The following is a 17,589-nucleotide window of genomic DNA, read 5'->3' as shown; positions in this document are numbered from 1 at the left end:
GCTATCCATATGCGCATCGGAGAGCTGAGCAAGCGGACCGGGGTGCCGGTGCCCACGATCAAGTACTACCTGCGCGAGGGCCTGCTCCCGGGCGGCGAGCTGACCAGCCACAACCAGGCCCAGTACGGGGAGAAGCACCTGCACCGGCTGAAGCTGGTGCGTGCGATGACCGAGGTGGGCAAGCTCTCGGTGGCCGCCACCCGCGAGGTGCTGGGCGCGGTCGACGAGCCGAGCACCGGGCTGCACGAGGTGCTGGGCGTGGCGCAGGCCGCGGTCACCCCGCACGTGACGGCCGGCGACACCGAGTCCTGGGAGCAGGCCGAGGCGCTGGTGAGCGAGCTGGTGGTCCGGCGCGGCTGGACGGTGAAGCCGGAGAACCCGGCCCGCCAGGCGCTCACCCAGCTGGTGGTGACCTTCCGCGACCTCGGGCAGGAGGACCTGCTGGAGGTGTTGGACGACTACGCGACCGCCGCCGAGCAGCTCTCCAAGGCCGAGCTGGGCGTGATCGGGCGGCGCGAGGGCGTGGACAGCAAAGTGGAGGGGGCGGTGCTGGGCACCGTGCTGGGGGATGCGCTGATCGGGGCGATGCGGCGGCTGGCGCAGTCCGACGCCTCGCACCGGATCTTCGAGGCGCCGGACGTGTGAGCCGGACATGTGAGCCGGACGTGTGAATGGGCGCGGCGCCCGGGGAGAGTGTCTTCCCCTGGGCGCCGCGCCCACTCGGTCGTGTTCCGGCCCGTTCGGCCGTGATCAGACCCCCGCCAGCACCTCCTCGGTGTCGGCGGGCTCGGTCTCCTCGCGGACCGGCGGCCGGTGCGGGATGAACAGGGCGCAGAGCCCGCCGAAGACCACCACGCCGACCCCGACCCAGACGGCCGGGTGCAGGCCGCGGACGAAGTCGCCCGCGCTCGCCGCACTGCCGTGGGCCAGGAAGACGCTGCTCAGCACCGCGATGCCGAGCGCGCCGCCGATCTCCCGGACCGTGGTGTTGGCACCGGAGGCCTTGCCGCGGTGCTCGGGGCCGACCGCGCCGAGCACCACCGCGGCGGTCGGCGCGATCGCGAAGCCCATCCCGGCGCCGGCCAGGATCATCGCGCCGACCAGGTGCGAGTACGGCGTGTTGCTGGTGGCCTGGAGGTTGATCCAGGCCAGGCCGCCGGCCTGGAGGAAGAGGCCGAGCGCCATCAGCCGCCCGCCGCCGACCCGGTCGGTGATCGCGCCGGCCACCGGGGCGATGAACATCGGCATCAGGGTCCAGGCCAGGGTGAGCAGGCCGGCCTGCAGCGGGGTGCGGACCGGGGCGATCTGCAGGTACTGGGAGAGGAAGAAGATCGAGCCGAAGACCCCGAAGTACATCGAGGCGGAGACGATGTTGGTCAGCGTGAAGGCGCGGATCCGGTAGAAGCCGAGCGGCAGCAGCGGGTGCTCGACCCGGCGCTCCCAGGCGACGAAGGCCGCGAGCAGCGCCGCGCCGGCGGCGAAGGCCCCGACGATCCGGCCGTCGGTCCAGCCGTCGGTGCTGCCGTTGACGATGCCCCAGACCACCGCGAGCAGGCCGGCCGCGGCGAGCAGCATGCCGACCAGGTCGAGGCCGACCCGCTCGCCCTTGCTCTCCTTGACCACCTTGAGGATCAGCGGCACCGCGAGGATGCCGACCGGGACGTTGATCCAGAAGATCCACTGCCAGGCCAGCCCGTCCACCACCGCGCCGCCGACCACCGGGCCGAGCGCGATGGCCAGCCCGCTGACCGCACCCCAGAGTCCGAGCGCCAGGCTGCGCATCTTCTCCGGGACCGCCTGCGAGAGCAGGGTGAGCGAGAGCGGCATGACCGCCGCCGCGCCGAAGCCCTGCACCACCCGGGAGGCGATCAGCTCGCCGCTGGTGGTCGCCAGACCGCAGGAGATCGAGGCCAGGGTGAAGACGGTGATGCCGATGACGAAGATCCGCCGGCGCCCGAAGCGGTCACCGAGGGCCGCGCCGATCAGCAGCAGGCAGGAGAAGCTGAGCACGTAGGCGTTGACGAACCACTGGAGGTCCCTGGTGTTGGCCTTCAGGTCGACGGCCAGGGTGTGCAGCGCGGTGGAGACGACCAGGTTGTCCAGCGCCACCATGAACATGGGCACGCTGCACGCGACGATCACCAGCCACAGCGGCGCCTTGCGATCGGACGACGGCATAGCGGTTCCCCTTCAAGGGAGTTGACGGTAACTCAGGCCTCGGTGCCGGCGGCGTCGGCGCGCTGCTGCTCGGCGAGCCGGGCGCGGGCGTCGGGCCAGCGGATCGGGAGCTCCCCGACGGGGACCTCCCAGAAGGTGAAGACCGACTGCTGCATGGTGGAGCGCAGCGAGGTCATCACGGTCTTGTGCGGTTCGGTCTTGGCGTAGGTGTAGAGGTCCTCGCGGCTCTCCCAGGCGGAGAGGGTCCAGAAGGTGCGCTTGAGCGGCTGGGCGACCAGCGAGGCGCCGAGCGCACCGGGGGCCGTCTTCACCTGCCGCCAGGCGACCAGGGACTTGAGGAAGAACCGGGGAACGTCCCTGAACGAGCGGACCTCCAGCCTGGAGGCCATCACCAGGGCGCTGGTGGTCTGCGGTCGGGGCGGGTTGGGAGTGACCCAGGGAAGCGTGGGCACGGCGCCACCTTCAATCGATAGTGGAACCTGACACTATCCATAGTACACCTAGGCGCCGATCGCGCGAAGGAGATTCTGTGCTGCGTCAAGTCCGGAGGAGAAGGCGGCCTCGTGCGAGCCGATCTGGTCGTGGTGCAGCTGCTTGGAGTGGAAGTAGGAGCCGCAGAGCTTGATCCGGGTGCCCTCGTTGACCTGGTAGATGGTCTGCTGCAGGGTGCGCAGGTCCAGGTCGATCACCGGGTGCTCGTAGCGCAGTTCACGGATCACCAGCTCCTCGCGCAGCTCACGCGGGTAGTCCAGGGTGACGAAGTAGTCGGTGGCGGACTCGAAGCCGTGCAGCTTGTTCATGTAGTACGCCACGTACGGGCGGGTGCGGCCGTCCACCTCGACCTTGCCGTAGTTCCAACTCTCCCAGCGGGAACGGTCGCCGGGCATCGCGGCGGGGTCGGTGTGGAGCACCGCGAGGGAGGCGTTGTAGCGGATGGCGGCCAGCGTGCGGCGCTGCACCTCGTTGGGGTCGGTGAGCAGCGCGCGGGCCTGGTCGCCGTGGGTGGCGAGCACCGCGTAGTCGAACTGCTCGGTCCCGGCGGTGGTGGCCACGCTGACCCCGTCGGCCTCCTCGCGCACCCCGATCACCGGCTGGGAGAGCCGCAGCTTCGGGTCGATCGCGGCGATCGCGGCCCGCACGTAGGAGATCGAACCGCCGCTGACGGTACGCCAGTCCACCCGCTGACCGCCGAGGCCGCCCTCGTCGTGCGCCATGAAGAAGGCGATCACGGTGGTGGCCGGCATCTCCCAGATCAGCTCGGCCGGAACCGACCAGACCGCGGTGCAGAGCAGGATCACGTAGCCGTAGCGGAACTCCTCGCTGTAGCCGCCGCGGTCCAGGTACTCCCCCAGCGGCAGGTCGGTGCGCTTGCGGAAGAAGTCCTTGCGGCCCTCGGCGTGGAAGCGGCGGGCCTCGCGCCAGATGGTCCCGAACTCGGCCGGGTAACGGGCCGCCACCTCCTCCTCGGGCAGGTTCATCTCGTCGGTGCCGTACTGCAGGCCGGTGTCCAGGTCGAAGAAGTTGAAGCCGCCGGCGTGCTCCTTGGTCGCGACGCCCAACTCGTCCAGGAAGCGGCTGAAGTTGGGGTAGCTGGGGCGGTTCATCACGACGAAGGCGGTGTCGATGCCCAGGGTGCGGCCGGCGTCCTCGACCTCGATGGTGTTGGCGTGGCCGCCGAGCCGGTCGTCCTGCTCGAAGAGGGTGATTTCGGCGTGCTCGCGCAGCTTGTACGCGGCGGAGATGCCGGCCACGCCGGCGCCGATCACGGCGACCCGCGGCTTGGGGGCGGTGGACATAGCTTGGCTCCTTGGCTCAGTGCGGTGCGGTCAGCTCGGTGCGGTCAGCTCGGTACGGTGCGGTCAACTCGGTGCGGTCAGCTCAGGACGGTGCGGTGCAGGCGCCCGCCACGGCCGTTCTCGACGGCGGCGGCCAGCACGAACCCCGGTTCGGGGTAGAGGAGTTCGAACTTCCAGGCGGCGTTGACGGCGGGCGGGTCGGCCGGGTCGTCCAGTCGGATCGGGCCGCGGCCGGGCGCCGAGAAGGCGAACTCGGCCAGGTCCCGGCGCAGTCCGGTGCCCCGGGCCTTGAGGTAGGCCTCCTTGAGCACCCAGTACGCGGCCAGGGTGCGGGCCAGCTCCGGCGGCTCGGCAGCAGCCAGCACCGCCCGCTCGGCGTCGGCCAGGAAGCGCGGCAGGTAGCGCACCGCGTCCCGGCCGGCCGGCGAGGGCTCCACGTCCACCCCGCAGGCCACCCGGTGGGTGACCAGGCAGGCGATCAGGCCGTCGGTGTGCGAGAGGTTGAAGCGCAGCCCGTCGGCGGGCTCGGCCGGTTCCGGGCGGCCGTCCGCGCCGGTGCGGAACTGCCAGGCGCTGAGCGGACGACCCGAGCGGGCACTCAGCGCGTAGCGGGAGAGCACCCGGGCGCCCAGGTACCGGCGGCGGGCGCCCGGGGTGCGGCGGCGGTCCAGCAGGGCCTGCTCGGCCTGGCTGAGCAGTTGCCGGCCGCCGTGCCGGGCGGCGAAGCCGTCCACGGCGTGCTCGGGCAGCAGCCACAGGTGGCTGTCGGTCGGTTCGCGGTCGGTGATCGTGCTGTCGGTCGGCTCGCGGTCGGTCATCGCGCGGTCGGTCATCGTGCTGTCGGTCATCGCGGCTCCCGGGCGAGTACGGCCAGGCCGACCAGGTGCATCAGCCAGCCGGTCAGCTGGTGGCGCAACTGCTCGCAGCAGTCGGGGCAGAGTTGCAGGTCGGGGTCGAGCACGGGGGTGGCGGCGGTACAGCGGGGGCAGATCGGCTTCGCCATGTCCGGACTCCTTGATGACGGATCGTCAGCTGCGGCGGGCGAGTTGGAACTGCCCGTAGGAGAAGAGCCGGTCCTCCTGGTGGAGCCGGCGCAGCACCCCCATCACCTCGTCCACCACCGCGCTGTCGGTGACCGCCTCGTGCGGGTGCCACTGGCGGCGCAGCCGTTCCAGCTGGAGCAGCAGCAGCGCGCCGTTGGGGAAGGGCTCGCCGAGCGAGGCGTGCAGGTGGGCGTGCAGGCAGGCGGCGACGGCGTGCAGCAGGCAGTACTCCTTGGCCAGGTCGAAGAGTTCGGCGCTCTGCCCGTAGGCCCGGCCGAGGTCCGCCTTGAGCGCCTGGCAGCGTTCCCGCACCGCGCCGACCTGGTCGAGCAACTCCTCGGCCAGTTCGGCCGACTGGACCAGCCAGCCGCGCTGCGGCTCGGCGGCCTCGGTGGCCCGCCGGCGCAGCTCGTCCAGCGCGGCGGGGGCCGCGAGCAGCGCGTCGTCCCGGCCGCGACTGAACAGCTCCTGGTCCCACGGGCGGTAGAGCGGCAGCGGCTGGTCCGGGCCGTAGAGCACCCGGACCCGCTGCTCGGCCTCGGCGACCGCGTCGGCGTCGGGCTCCCGCGCCGAGCTCAGCAGGCCGTCCAGCTGCAGCGCGAGGTTCTTCAGGTTGACCACGGTGTTGCCGTCGGCGAAGTTGGCCACCAGCAGGTCGCGGAGCATCTTCTGGTGGATGCCGTAGTGCTCGGTGTCGCGCAGGTAGAAGCGGGCGCCGAGGACGATGTTCAGCTGGGACATGGTGCGTTCCAGCAGGGTGGGGACGAAGTACTTCACCACCGAGGACCAGACGCTGGTCTGCTCGGGCACCAGCTGCAGGCTGCGCACCGCGCCGAGGCTGACCGCGTCGGCCACCATCAGGTCGGCGAAGCTCTCGGTCAACTGGCGGCGGGAGTACGGGATGTCGCTGACCTTCTGATTGAAGATCACCCGCTGCTCGGTGAAGTCGAGGGTGACCCGCAGCGCGGTGTCCACCGCGGACAGCGCGATCGAGCCGATCAGGGTGCGGGCCACCTGCGAGGTCTGCAGGGCGATCTCCAGGCCGGCGCCCTCGGCGCCGATCAGCGCCGCGTCGGGCACGAAGACGCGGTCCAGCCGGACCCCGCTCATGTCCAACGCCCGTAGTCCGTGCAGCCGTTCGTTGGGCAGCTCGTCCACGCTGCCGGCCGGGGTGCGGCGCTTCTCCAGCAGGAAGACCGAGTAGCCGGCCGGTCCGCCGGCGGGCCTGGTCCGGGCGAACAGGACCAGCCCGTCGGCCACCCGGGCGTTGCCGATCAGCCACTTCTCGCCGCTGAGCAGGTAGCCCCCCGGGACCTTCTCGGCGGACATCTCGTTGGCCAGCACGTCGCTGCCGTGCTCCCGCTCGGACAGGCCCCAGGCGTAGCGGCTGCCCTGCTTCATGGCGTCGGAGAGGTACTGCTTCTGCTCGGTGCTGCCGGCGATCCAGGCCGGCATGAAGGCCAGGCTGGTGATGATCAGCGCGGTCGCGGTGGTCGGGTCGCGGCGGGCGATCAGGCGCAGCAGCTGGAAGCCGGTCTCCACGTCGCCGGCCCGGCCGCCCTGCGCCTCGGGGATGTTGTACTCGTGCACGCCCCAGCGCTGGAGCAGGTTGACGAAGGGGTACGGGTACTCCTCGCGCTCGTCGTGGTCGAGGATCCGCAGATACGGCATCCGGCTCGCCGGGTCGTGCGGGTGCCCGAGGTGTTCCTCCAACTCCGCGGCAAGTTTGGCGAGTTCTTGGTACGGCACGGCCTCTCCAGGTCTGTCAGCAGGGGCGGGCGAGCGGGACGGGCAGGGCGGAGAAGAGCCGGTGGTCCGCGCGCAGGCCGAGGACCAGCTCCAGCGCCTCGGCGGCGGCCCCGGCGGCGCGCCGGGGCGAGGCCTGGTCGGCCCGGGCCAGCAGGTAGCCCAGGCAGGCCCCGAGCCAGCCGGGGGCGGCGGGCTCGGCGCCGAACAGTGGCAGGTGGCGGTTGGCCCACCACAGCTGCAGGCAGGCCGCGGCGGCGTGCAGCCAGGCGAACCGCTCGGCCAGGTCGACCTGTTGCAGTCCGACCTGCGGGGTGGTCGGCAACCCGGCGATGTCGGCGAGCAGTTGCTCGACCATGGCGGCCACCGCCGGGGCACCGGCGGCGGTCAGCTCGCGGGCCGCCGGCTCGGCGGTGAGTTTAAGCTCGCCGGTGACCAGCTCGCGGCCACGGGCGGTGAGGTCGAGTCGGGACGGGTTGTAGGGCGGCAGCGGCGCGTCCAGCGCGAAAGCGCTGCGCAGCGCCTGCTGGTCGCCGATCGCCCCGGCCAGGGAGGGCAGTTGGCCGCTGAACGAGCGCAGGTTGGCCAGCGGACTGGTGTCCACCACCCGCACCAGGTCGGCGTCGCGGCGCAGCTTCTGGAAGAGGCCGCCGCCCGGGCCCTCGGCGCGCAGCACCGAGCGGGTGGCGAGGGTACCGGCGCAGCGGTCGAGCACGTCGTCCACCGCCTCGGCGACCACGTGCTTGGCCGCGCAGCCCCAGACGCTGAACTGCTCGGGGACCACGTGGATGCCGCGCGCGGCCGCGAGTGCGACCGCGTCGGCGGCCAGCAGGGCGGCCGAGGCCAGCGCCAGTTCGCGGCGCTGGTACGGGGTGTCGAGCAGTGCGGTGCGGCCGATCCGGCGCTCGGCGGCGAAACCGAGGGTCAGCCGCAGCGCGGTGTCGGCGATGCCGAGACTGCCGGCCGTGCTCATCACCCGGACCACCTGCTGGGCCTTGACGGCGACCTCCAGCGCCTCGCCCGGCCGGCCCACCAGATCGCCCTGGGCCACCGGCAGTTGGTCGAACGCCAGGTGTGCGAAGTCGATCCCGCGCATGCCGCTGGTGCGGACCTCCTCTCCGCGGTCCAGGTCGGCGGTGTCGATCAGGACGGCCGAGAAGGCGCCCGGGCCGCGCTCCCCGGTGCGGGCCACCAGGTAGAGCGCCTCGCAGCGGTGGCCCAGGCCCACCATCCACTTGGTGCCGTCCAGCCGGTAGCCGTCGCCGTCGGGCGCCAGCCGGACGGCGTTGGCCAGCAGGTCGCTGCCGTGCGCCGCCTCGGAGAGCGCGAAGCCCACCGCGCCGCCGCGGCGCAGGACGGCGGCGGCGCGGGCCTGCTGCTCGGGTGAGCCGTGCAGGCGCAGACAGGTGGCGGCGGTGATGCCGAACATGGTGGCCGGCATCGCGTTCAGGTCCCGGCGGGCGGCCGTGCGGACCAGTTGCAGGCTGCGGTCGAAGGACTCGAAGCCGCCGCCCCACTCGGCCGGCAGGTAGTCCAGGTGGAACCCGGCCTCGCGCAGCACCGCCGCGTACTCGGTCGGGAACTCCTCGCGCTCGTCGCGCCGGGCGGCGGCCGCGAAGCCGTACGGGTTGCCGTCGTCCTCCGGGTCGCCGAGCAGCAGTTCGAGCGCGGCGGCCTTCGCGGTGACCTCCGCTGCCGTGACGTCCGCCGCCGTGGCCTCCGCTGCCGTGGCCTCCGCTGCGGTCGCCTCCACCTCGGTGCTGACGGATACGGCGGCCGTCACAGCGCACCTGCCAGGGTGCCGGCCTCCAGCGGGACCGGGCGGTAGTCGCCGGCGGCCGCGGGGATGTGGACGCCGGCGGTGCGCAGGGCGGCCAGCCGGGTGTGGAAGGCCGCGCCGCGCATCAGGTGGTGGGCCACCTCGGCCACCCGGCGGTTGCCCGGGGCCTTGAGGTAGCTGGCCGTCACCCAGTCGTTGAAGCTGCCCATCGCCGGGCCGCACCAGATCTGGTAGTCCAGGGTGCGGTCCGGGTCTCCGGTGGTGGACCAGCGCGAGGACATCCCCAGGTACCAGCGGAAGACCAGGGCCATCCGCCGCTTGGGGTTGTCGGCCGCGCGGGCCAGCTGCTCGGGGTCGCGCCGCTGGAAGTAGCCGACGCACTCCTGCCAGACCTCGGCCAGCGGGCGCCGGAAGAGCTGCGCCTCCAGCCGGGCCCGGTCCTCCTGCGGGATCGCCTCCAGCGACTCGTACGCCTGGTACAGCTCGTAGAGCCGCTTGGCCCGCATCGGGAAGAGCGTGCCCTTCTTGAGGACCTGCAGCTCCACCCCCATCTCGAACATGTCGGCGGCCGGGGCCATCTCGCAGTCGGCGATGCCGGCCTCGGCGAGCAGGGCCTTGGTCGCCTTCGAGGCGCCGGACTCGACGCAGGACTGGTTGACCGAGCCGGTCACCACGTAGGCCGCGCCCATCGCGAAGGCCGCCGCCAGCGCCACCGGGCTGCCGAGGCCGCCGGCCGCGCCGACCCGGATCGGCACCGGGTAGCGGTGCTCGCGCTGCACGGCGTCTCGCAGCCGCAGGATGCTGGGCAGCAGGGCGGGCAGCGGCCGTCGGTCGGTGTGGCCGCCGGAGTCGGCCTCCACCGTGATGTCGTCGGCCATCGGGACGTACTTGGCCAGCTCGGCCTGGACCGGGGTGATCAAGCGCTTGCTCAACAGCTCGCTGACCAGTGCTGCCGGGGCCGGGCGCATGAAGCGCTCGGCGGTCTCGGTCCGGGAGATCTTGGCGATCACCCGGTGCTCGGCCACCGGCCGGCCGTCGGCGCCCTGGCGCAGCCCGGCCAGCCGGTAGCGGACGATGTGCGGGCTGAGCGCCATGAAGGCGGAGGCCTCCACGCAGCGCACCTGGTGCTTGAGGAAGAGCTCGACTGCCTCGCGCTCCAGGCGCTCCTCACTCGGGCTGTGGATCAGGTTGACCGCGAACGGCAGGCCGGGGATCTGCGCGGCGAACCGCTCCAAGGCCTTCTCGATGGTCTCCGGCAGCAGTCCGGCGGCGCCGTAGGAGGCCAGGAACCCCTCCCTGGCCAGCGCGATCACCAGCTCGGCGGAGGCGATGCCGCCGGCCATCGCACCGGCCAGGTACGGCTGGCGCACCCCGTGGGCGCTCAGGAAGGCGGCCGAGCCGAGTCGGTGCGGGGGCAGCGGCGCGGCGGCGGCGAGCAGCGGCAGGCTGCCGGCCGGGGCGCCGGCGCCCGGTCGGACCTGGCCGCCGGAGGCCGCGCCGATGCCGTGCGGGGTGCGGACGATGAAGCAGGGGCGTTCGAGCTCGGCCAGTACCTGGTAGACACCGGCCGGATCGGTGCTCGGATACGTGGCCCCCTGCCAGTGCAGTGGCGTGGGCGGGTTGGTCATGGCGGTAGTCGTCCCCTCGTGGCGGTCAGGCGGTGGCGCGGACTTCGATGGCGACATCGGTCAGCTCGTAGATCCGCAGGCCCGGCTTCCACAGGTCGGCGTCGGCGATGACCACGATCCGGTCCGCCTCCCTGCGGACCTCCTTGATGTGCGCGTCGAAGCGCAACTCGCCGTCGTGGCGCAGGATCTGGCCCCGGTACTTCCAGCTCGTCGGGATGTCGACGGCGAGCGCGAAGTGCGGGTCCGACAGGCCCTCGGCGAGGCCCTGCTCGAGGACGTAGAGCCGCAGCGCCTGCAGCACCGCCTCGACGCCGAGCGAGCCGGGCATCACCGGGTCGCGGTGGAAGTGGCAGTCGAAGTACCACTCGTCGGGGCGCACGGCCCGGTAGCCGTGCAGGTAGCCCTGGCCGTGCTTGCCGCCGTCGGGCACCAGATCGACGTGGTCGACCAGGTGGTAGTGGCCGCCCGGCAGGTGCAGTCGGCCGCCCTTCGGATCGGTGAACTGTGGTGCGTCGTCCGGCAGTTCGATCCGTCGCGCGGGCGCGTCGGGGTGCTGCTCGAGCCAGGGCGCCGCGTACTGGCCCGCGTCCAGGCCGGCCTGGTTGGCCAGCGCCGCGTCGCTGAAGTAGCCGAACAGCGACTCGCCGACGTAGAACACCTCGCCGTCGGCGGAGAGTTCGTAGCTGAAGTTCTGCAGCACCGCGCCGGAGACCGCGCTGGTCATCAGCAGCTTGGAGTGGTGGCGGATGGTCTTGCCGCGCAGGTCGATATCCGCGACCACGGTGGCCTTGCCGTCCAGGTTGCGGATCGCGTACTGCGTCTCGGGCTGCTTGAGGGTGGCGCCGAGGTAGTAGCCGAGCAGGATCGCGGCCTGCAGCGAGGTCTCCATCAGCACCGCGTTGGGCAGGTGCGGGTGGGAGTTCTGCTGGTAGTACCAGGCGTCGACGGGCGAGTCGTACTCGGTGACCATCTCGGAGCCGGGGGCCAGGTCGCCGCGGGTGCCCTTCAGCGACATGATCCGGTCGACGAACTGGAAGTCCCCGTTGGGGATGTAGGGCGCGCGGCTGTTCGCGTAGACGTCGAACTCGGGGCCCATCGCGGTGCCCAGGTCGCCCTTGGCGGCGTGCGCCAGGTGCAGCTCGTTGATCATCGCGGGCTCGCCGGAGCGGTTGCGCCGGCCCAGGAAGGCCGGGACGCCGCCGAGTTCGGGCCGGTACGGGGTGCCGTCCTTCTCCCGGATCTGGATGCCGAAGTTGCGCATCCGGATCACCGGCTTGTCGCCGAGGTAGACCAGTACGTCCGCGACCACCGAGGGGCGCGGCAGCATGGTCAGCTCCATGACCTCCAGCTCGTAGCGGATCTCCCGGTGGGCCGGGGTGATCTGGCCGCGCACCTGCACCTCGGTCTGCAGGCCGATGATGGTCTGGAACCGGGCGTCGGGGAGCACCAGGTGCATGCCCTGGTGCAGCAGGTAGGTCTGCAGCACCTGCACCGCGCCCTCGGCCACCATGGAGCCGGCGAGCACCGGGTCGTCCGGGAAGTGGCACTCGAAGTACCAGGCGTCGGGGTCGAGTTGCTTGGTCGCGGAGATCGCGCCGAGGCCGCGCGGGCCGCCGGTGCGGTCGATCCGGATCTCGTCCACCATCCGCAGCCGGGCGTCCGGCAGCCGCAGCGCCGGGTTGAGGCCGGGGTCCTGGGCGTGCTCGGGGCCGAAGACCTCGCCGGGGCGGCCCTGGGCGAGCAACTCCAGGTCGGTGGTGGTCAGGTGGTTCTTCTCGGTGGCGGCCAGCGGCTTGAACCAGCTCCTGGTCAGGGCCGCCCGGGCGGCCCGTTCCTTCTCGGTGATCACCACGCCGAGCGGGGTGTCCAGCTCGGCCTGGGAGAAGAAGCCGGCCGAGGCGTCCTTCAGCTCCAGGATCAACTCGCCGTCGGCGTAGCAGAGGTAGCTGAAGAAGAAGAGCGTGGTGTTGCCCTGGGTGACGAACCGGTTGATCGAGATGTCGTAGCGCAGGGTCTGACCGGCCCTGGGCAGGTCGCCGTGGAAGACCAGGGTGCTGTCCAGCAGGCGGTAGACCCGCTCGCCCTTGTTGCGGAAGTCGATGCCGAGGTAGCTGATCAGCAGCAGGTCGCACTGGCCGGCCTCGATCGCCACGGCCGGCGGGACGCCGCCGTCGACGGTGTACCAGGCGTCCTCGGGGACGTCGTACTCGGTGCGGATGAAGGAGGGTTGGTAGACGCCGGTCTCGGCGCGCAGCCCGGTGACCCGGGTGACGAAGTGGTACGGCGGGGCGGGCAGCCGGACCCGCTTGGCGTAGGAGTCGATCTCGGCGAAGGCCGGGCCGAAGACCTTGGCCAGCGAGCCGGTGGCGAACTCCAGCAGGTCGGCCTGGTCCCAGATCACGCCCGGGTTCTGCGGGGGCGGGGTGAGGGCGAGCGGCTCGGCGACCGGCTCGGGCGGGAGGATCACCCCGGTGAGGGGTTCGGGGGTGGGGGCGGCGGGCTGCTGGAGCAGGGCCTCGGTGCGGGCGAGGGTGCTCTCCTGCAGGACGCGCTGGGTCTCCATGACCACCGAGTGGGTGCTCATCATCTGCTCGCGCAGCTCGCGGACCAGGTCCTGGGCACGGTAGGCCTCGGGGTCCACGGAGGTCGCAGCCGGCGTGGCAGCGGCGGCGCCGCGCGCGGGAGCGGAGCCGCCACCCGAGGCAGCGGGCGTGACTGAGCGCTTGCTCACTGGCGCTGCGTCAGCCGTCGGGGCCGGCAGCGGCGCGGGGTCGTCGGCCCAGGGCAGGAAGGAGATCGGCTCGCCGTCGAAGGCGATGGCCTCCGGGTCGGCGACGGTCGGGTCGGCAGGCATCGGGGCGTGCTCCTCCAGCGGAAGGTGAACGGCTGGGCCGGCGTAAGGGGTGGGGACGGCGGGACCGCGCCCGGCGCCCGCGAGGACGGGCAGCGCGGCCCGGGCGGATTCGCGTCCGGAGCCGCTTCCGGCTCCGGCACCAGCGCCGACACCGGCCGTCGCGGCGACGGGCGGGCGGGCGCGCAGCACCGCGCCGGCGGTGGCGGCGATCCGCTCGGGGATCGAGGCGCCGCCACCCACGGGCACCAGCAGCCGGGCGGCCCGGCGGGCGCTGCCCGTGGCCCGGCCGACCGGCTCCGCGCCGAGCAGCCCGGCCAGGTCCAACGGCACGCCGTGGGCGACCAGTCGGGCCGCCAACTGGGCCACCGCGCGCACCGTCGGGACCCCGCGCCGGTCCACCGAGACGGCGACATGGTCGGCGCCGCCCAGCGTCTCGCGCACCCAGCGGGTGCAGGTGGCGCTCGGGCCGACCTCGATGAAGTAGCGGAAGCCCCGGTCGTAGGCGGTGCGCACCAGCTGCGGGAAGTCGATGGTGCTGCGCAGCGTGTGCGCGATCCGGTCGGCCAGCTCGTGCTGCTCGAACCGTTCGATCGGCCCGTAGTCGTACGCGCTCAGCAGTTCCAGGCCACCGGGTGAGCCGGTGGGGTGGTTGTTGAGCTCGGCCAGACCGGCCAGCTCGCCGTCCACCACCGGGCAGTGCATCACCCCGTTGACCGGCGAGCGGGCCGCCGGGCAGCCCAACTCCTCGATCAGCGCCCGGCACTGGGCCGGATCGCCGGCCACCACCACCTCGGCGGGAGTGTTGACGTGGGTGAGGAAGACCCGCTCGTAACGGGCCAGCGCCGCGCGAACCGTGTCGGCGCCGGTGAGCAGCACGAAGCTTCCCCAGACCGCCGGGTCCGGGGTCTCCTCGGGCAGGCCCCAGAGCTCGCGCACGGTGCGGCGCGGGCCGTTGAGCCGGTGCTTGAAGAGCGGGGTGGCGCTGATCCGGTCGTCCCGGCGGGCCGTGCGCTGCCAGCCGCCGGTGGCGAAGAGCATGCTGCTCTCCCCCAGGCTGTAGCCGAAGGCGCCGTGCGCGGGGACGCCGAGGATCTCGCGCACCAGGTCGGTGTGCAGGATCGCGAAGGTGGTCCCGGTGGCCAGCATGAACGGCAGGTCCTCGCTGAGCTCCGCCTCCAGGGCCATCAACTCGCGTCGGCCCGGTGTCACTTGGCCGCGCGGATGGAGCCGGGCGGTGCGGAAGGTGAGGTCGGGTGCCGCCACCTCGGCCTCGAACCGCTCCAGTAGGCCGGGGAAGGCCCGGAACAGGTCACGGCCCAGCCCCGGGTAGGAGTTGACCGCGCCGGGGTAGACCAGCGCGACCTTGCCCTGCGGGCCGATCGGGCGGGCGGCGAAGTAGCTGCCGGCCGGCGTGGCCCAGTCCTCGCCGCGCGCCTGGGCGCCCGGCAGGTCCTTGGCGGCCAGCTCCAGCTGGCTCAGCAGTTCGGCGCCGTCGCGCCCGACCAGCACCACTCGCGGACCGCCCGGGGCGAGCTCGGCCAGCCGGCCGGCGGCGGTCCGGGCCAGGGTGAGCGGGTCGGTGCCCTCGGCCAGGGCGGTCCGGTGCCGGTCGACCTCGGCGAGCAGCCCGGCCGGGTCGGTCGCGCCGAGCGCGAGCAGGATCGGGCCGCCGGCGCGCTGCCAGGCGCGCTCCTCCAGGGCGCCGCTGGTCCGCTCGGCGGAGAGCAGCAGGTGGCCGTGGGCCCCGCCGGCACCGAGGAAGGAGACGGCCGCGTGCCGCCGCCCGTCGCGGGCCGCGCGCAGCCAGGGGCGGGCGGTGTCGGGCAGGTAGCAGCCGGTACGGGCCAGTGCCTCGGTCAGCTCCGGCGCGGGCCGCTGCCAGCCGGGCACCCCGGGCAGGTAGCCGTGGTGCAGGCAGAAGACGGCGCGCAGCAGTCCGGCCATCGCGGCCGCGCCCTGCGCGTCGCCGAGCTGGGCCTTGGCGCTGCCGAGTGCGAGTTCGGCGCCGCCGGCCGGGTAGACCTTGGCGAGCGCGGCCAGTTCGGCCGCGTCCTGGGCCTGTGTGCCGCCCGCGTGGGCTTCCAGGTAGCCGATCTGATCGGCCGTCACCCCGGCTTGAGCAAGCGCTTGCTCAGCAGCGGCGGCCAGCGCTTCGGCATCCGCCTCCGGCAGCACACCGTCCACCGCGACGGCGTGGCGCACCGCGACGGCGTCCAGCCGGGCATAGGCGGGGCGGTTGCCCTCGCCGGGACGGGTGAGCACCACCGCGCCCGCGCCCTCGCCGATCCGCCACCCCCGGCTGCCCTCGCCGAAGCTCAGCCCGGCCCCCGCGACCGGCGCCTGGTCCGTGCCCAGCCGCAGCAGCAGGCTCTCCGGCGAACCGGCCAGGTCGACCGCACCGACCAGCACCGACTCCACGGTCGGGTCGAGCAGCAGCAGCCGGGCGGTCTCCAGCGCCTGGGCGGTGCCGGCGCCCTCGGCGGACAGGGTGAAGGAGGGGCCGGTGAAGTTCCACAGCGAGGAGATCCGGCTGGCCATGATGTTGCCGATGTAGCTGAGCACCTCGTTGGCGACGATCGGCTCGTGAACCCCGTCGCGGGCCAGTGCGGCCAGCTCCTCGCACTGACTGTCCGTCAGTTCGAGGCCTGCGGCGGCGAGCTGCTCCCGCAGCCGGTCGCCGAGGCCGTACCGGGCCAGGTGCAGGTGGGCGCTCGGCTCGATCTCCATGGCGATCACCACGCCCACCCGGCGCGCCGCCGGGACCGACTGGCCGGGTGCGGCCTCGCGCCGGTAGCCCGCGTCGGTCAGTGCCTCGTCCGCCACCTTGGAGATCAGCGCGTGCTGCAGGTTGTAGTTGCGCAGGTCGGCGGGCGGGATCCGGTAGTCCACCGGGTCCAGGCCGACGGTGTCCACGAAGCCGCCCTCGGGCAGGCCGTCGCGGCTCAGTCCGGCGGCGGCCAGGGTGCCGCCACCGGTGGACTCCAGCCCGCGCCACCGGCGTTCGGGCAGCGGACCGAAGGCGTCCAGGCCGTCGTGCACGGCCCGCTCGTAGGCGGCGGCGCTTGTGAAGGAGCCGAAGTGGGCGCCGACGCCGACGATGTCCAGCGCGGGCAGCTCCGGGCGCGCGCCCGCCCCGGCACTTTCACCCGTACCCTCGCCGGGCGCGGTCTGCTCCGGTCCGTGAGTCGAATCCCCCAGCACCACATGCGCGTTGGTGCCGCCGAAGCCGAACGCGGAGACGGCGGCCCGACGCTGCCCGGCCGGCGTCGGCCAGGCGCGCACCTCGCGCACCAGGGCCGCGCCCGCCGCACCGTCGATCGGCTCCGACACCCCGATGGTGGGCGGCAGTTGGCCGTGCCGCATGGCCAGGATCACCTTGAGCATGCTGCTCAGGCCGGCCACCGTGAGCAGGTGGCCGATGTTGCCCTTGACCGAGCCGAGCAGCGGCAGCGGCCCGTGGCCGCCGAAGAACTCGGCGACCGAGGCGGCCTCGGTGCTGTCGCCGATCGGGGTGCCGGTGGCGTGGCACTCCAGGTAGTCGATGTCACTCGGCGCGGCGTCGGCCTGCGCGTAGGCGAGTTCGTAGGCGCGCTGCTGGCCCGAGCCGCTCGGCACCAGCAGGTGGCGGCCCGCGCCGTCGTTGGACAGGCCGATGCCGTCGATCACCGCGTGGATCACGTCACCGTCGCGCTGCGCGTCGACCAGCCGACGGACCGCGAACATGCCCGCGCCCTGGCCGGTCAGGATGCCGCCCGAGCGGGCGTCGAAGGGCTGGCTGAAGCCGCTCTCGGGGTAGGCGTGCAGGTCGGAGAAGGACAGGTGGATCAGCGTCGGGTCGGGGGCGCAGACGCCGCCGGCCAGCATCAGGTCGGCCTGCCCGGTGGCCAGGTGGTCGCAGGCCAGCTTGAGCGCGTAGAGCGCCGAGGAGCAGGCCGCGTCCAGCGCGTAGCGCGGGCCGCCCAGGCCCAGCGCGGCGGCGGTGATCCGGGCCGGGGCCCCGCTCACCCGGGCGTCGGCCGGGTCGGCGGCACCGAGCAGCGAGCCGGTGGGCAGCTCGGCGCCGGCCCGGCGCAGTCCCTCGCGCACCGCCTCGTCCACCAGCGGCACACTGATCCGGGCCGAACCGGGCGTCGGGAAGGAGTAGTTGCCCAGCACCAGTCCGGTGCGCGGCAGGAGTGCGGCGCTGTCGGCGTGGCCGCTGTCGCGCAGTGCCTCGCGGGCCACGTGCAGCGACCAGTGGAAGACCGGGTCGAGGCCGGCCAGCCGCTCGGGCCGCAGCTGGTAGCCGGTCGGATCGAAGCTGAAGTCCCGGACGAAGCCGCCCTTGGTGCAGTAGATCCGGTGCTGCGGGTCGGTGTGCGCGGCGGCGGGCCCGAAGACCGCCGCGCCGCCCTCGGTGCGGCTGTCCGTCCCCGTGCTGAGGTTCTGCCAGAACGCGTCCGGGGTCGCCGCACCCGGGAAGAGGCAGGAGAGGCCGACAATGGCGTACTTGGTCATGGAAGTTCGAATCCCTCCAGGGGTCGGCCGGTCCGGCCCACCGCGCGGGGCGACAGGCCGGACCGAT

At 73.1% G+C, this 17,589-nt stretch carries 10 protein-coding genes; 1 reads left to right on the top strand and 9 read right to left on the bottom strand.

What is annotated here, in order from left to right:
- Positions 1–9: 9 nt before the first annotated feature.
- Positions 10–645 carry a MerR family transcriptional regulator gene (locus BR98_RS26155; RefSeq protein WP_035848097.1) on the top strand — a complete coding sequence of 212 codons (636 nt, stop codon included), beginning with the start codon at positions 10–12 and terminating at the stop codon, positions 643–645.
- 105 nt (positions 646–750) lie between these two features.
- Here BR98_RS26155 and BR98_RS26150 read toward each other — a convergent pair whose 3' ends face one another.
- The 9 genes from BR98_RS26150 to BR98_RS26115 form a co-directional block, all read right to left on the bottom strand.
- A complete protein-coding gene (locus BR98_RS26150; protein WP_051970229.1) occupies positions 751–2,178 on the bottom strand; it encodes an MFS transporter in 1,428 nt (475 codons plus the stop codon).
- A gap of 32 nt (positions 2,179–2,210) precedes the next feature.
- Positions 2,211–2,630: a DUF3291 domain-containing protein gene (locus tag BR98_RS26145; protein ID WP_035848094.1), complete on the bottom strand. Its 420-nt coding sequence runs from the start codon at positions 2,628–2,630 to the stop codon at positions 2,211–2,213.
- Positions 2,631–2,678: 48 nt separating this feature from the next.
- The gene (locus BR98_RS26140) at positions 2,679–3,974 is read right to left on the bottom strand and encodes an NAD(P)/FAD-dependent oxidoreductase (RefSeq protein WP_035848093.1); all 1,296 of its coding nucleotides are present in this window, start codon (positions 3,972–3,974) and stop codon (positions 2,679–2,681) included.
- A gap of 77 nt (positions 3,975–4,051) precedes the next feature.
- Positions 4,052–4,822 carry a 4'-phosphopantetheinyl transferase family protein gene (locus BR98_RS26135; protein ID WP_232247582.1) on the bottom strand — a complete coding sequence of 257 codons (771 nt, stop codon included), beginning with the start codon at positions 4,820–4,822 and terminating at the stop codon, positions 4,052–4,054.
- Positions 4,819–4,977, bottom strand: a complete 159-nt coding sequence (locus BR98_RS39675) for a hypothetical protein (RefSeq protein WP_157537938.1) — start codon at positions 4,975–4,977, stop codon at positions 4,819–4,821. The genes BR98_RS26135 and BR98_RS39675 overlap by 4 nt, the downstream gene beginning before the upstream one ends.
- 25 nt (positions 4,978–5,002) lie before the next feature.
- Positions 5,003–6,766: an acyl-CoA dehydrogenase family protein gene (locus BR98_RS26130; protein WP_035848091.1), complete on the bottom strand. Its 1,764-nt coding sequence runs from the start codon at positions 6,764–6,766 to the stop codon at positions 5,003–5,005.
- Between the two features lie 16 nt (positions 6,767–6,782).
- Entirely contained in the window at positions 6,783–8,546 is a 1,764-nt protein-coding gene (locus BR98_RS26125; protein ID WP_232247576.1) for an acyl-CoA dehydrogenase family protein, read from the bottom strand.
- Complete coding sequence (locus BR98_RS26120; RefSeq protein WP_051970228.1) at positions 8,543–10,171, bottom strand: PfaD family polyunsaturated fatty acid/polyketide biosynthesis protein; 1,629 nt, start codon at positions 10,169–10,171, stop codon at positions 8,543–8,545. Before BR98_RS26120 ends, BR98_RS26125 begins: the two co-directional genes overlap by 4 nt.
- Positions 10,172–10,196: 25 nt before the next feature.
- Positions 10,197–17,522 (bottom strand): type I polyketide synthase, encoded by a 7,326-nt coding sequence (locus tag BR98_RS26115; protein ID WP_035848089.1) that lies wholly within the window; start codon positions 17,520–17,522, stop codon positions 10,197–10,199.
- Between the last annotated feature and the right edge of the window lie 67 nt (positions 17,523–17,589).

The organism is Kitasatospora azatica KCTC 9699 (genome assembly GCF_000744785.1).
GTDB lineage: Bacteria > Actinomycetota > Actinomycetes > Streptomycetales > Streptomycetaceae > Kitasatospora > Kitasatospora azatica.
Note: the sequence above shows the minus strand (reverse complement) of the source record. Positions and strands in the feature narration are given on the sequence as shown.

Coding starts and splice junctions, on each gene's coding strand:
- BR98_RS26155 (WP_035848097.1), top strand. CDS start 10: ATGCGCATCGGAGAGCTGAGCAAGCGGACCGGGGTGCCGGTGCCCACG.
- BR98_RS26150 (WP_051970229.1), bottom strand. CDS start 2,178: ATGCCGTCGTCCGATCGCAAGGCGCCGCTGTGGCTGGTGATCGTCGCG.
- BR98_RS26140 (WP_035848093.1), bottom strand. CDS start 3,974: ATGTCCACCGCCCCCAAGCCGCGGGTCGCCGTGATCGGCGCCGGCGTG.
- BR98_RS26135 (WP_232247582.1), bottom strand. CDS start 4,822: ATGACCGACAGCACGATGACCGACCGCGCGATGACCGACCGCGAGCCG.
- BR98_RS39675 (WP_157537938.1), bottom strand. CDS start 4,977: ATGGCGAAGCCGATCTGCCCCCGCTGTACCGCCGCCACCCCCGTGCTC.
- BR98_RS26120 (WP_051970228.1), bottom strand. CDS start 10,171: ATGACCAACCCGCCCACGCCACTGCACTGGCAGGGGGCCACGTATCCG.
- BR98_RS26115 (WP_035848089.1), bottom strand. CDS start 17,522: ATGACCAAGTACGCCATTGTCGGCCTCTCCTGCCTCTTCCCGGGTGCG.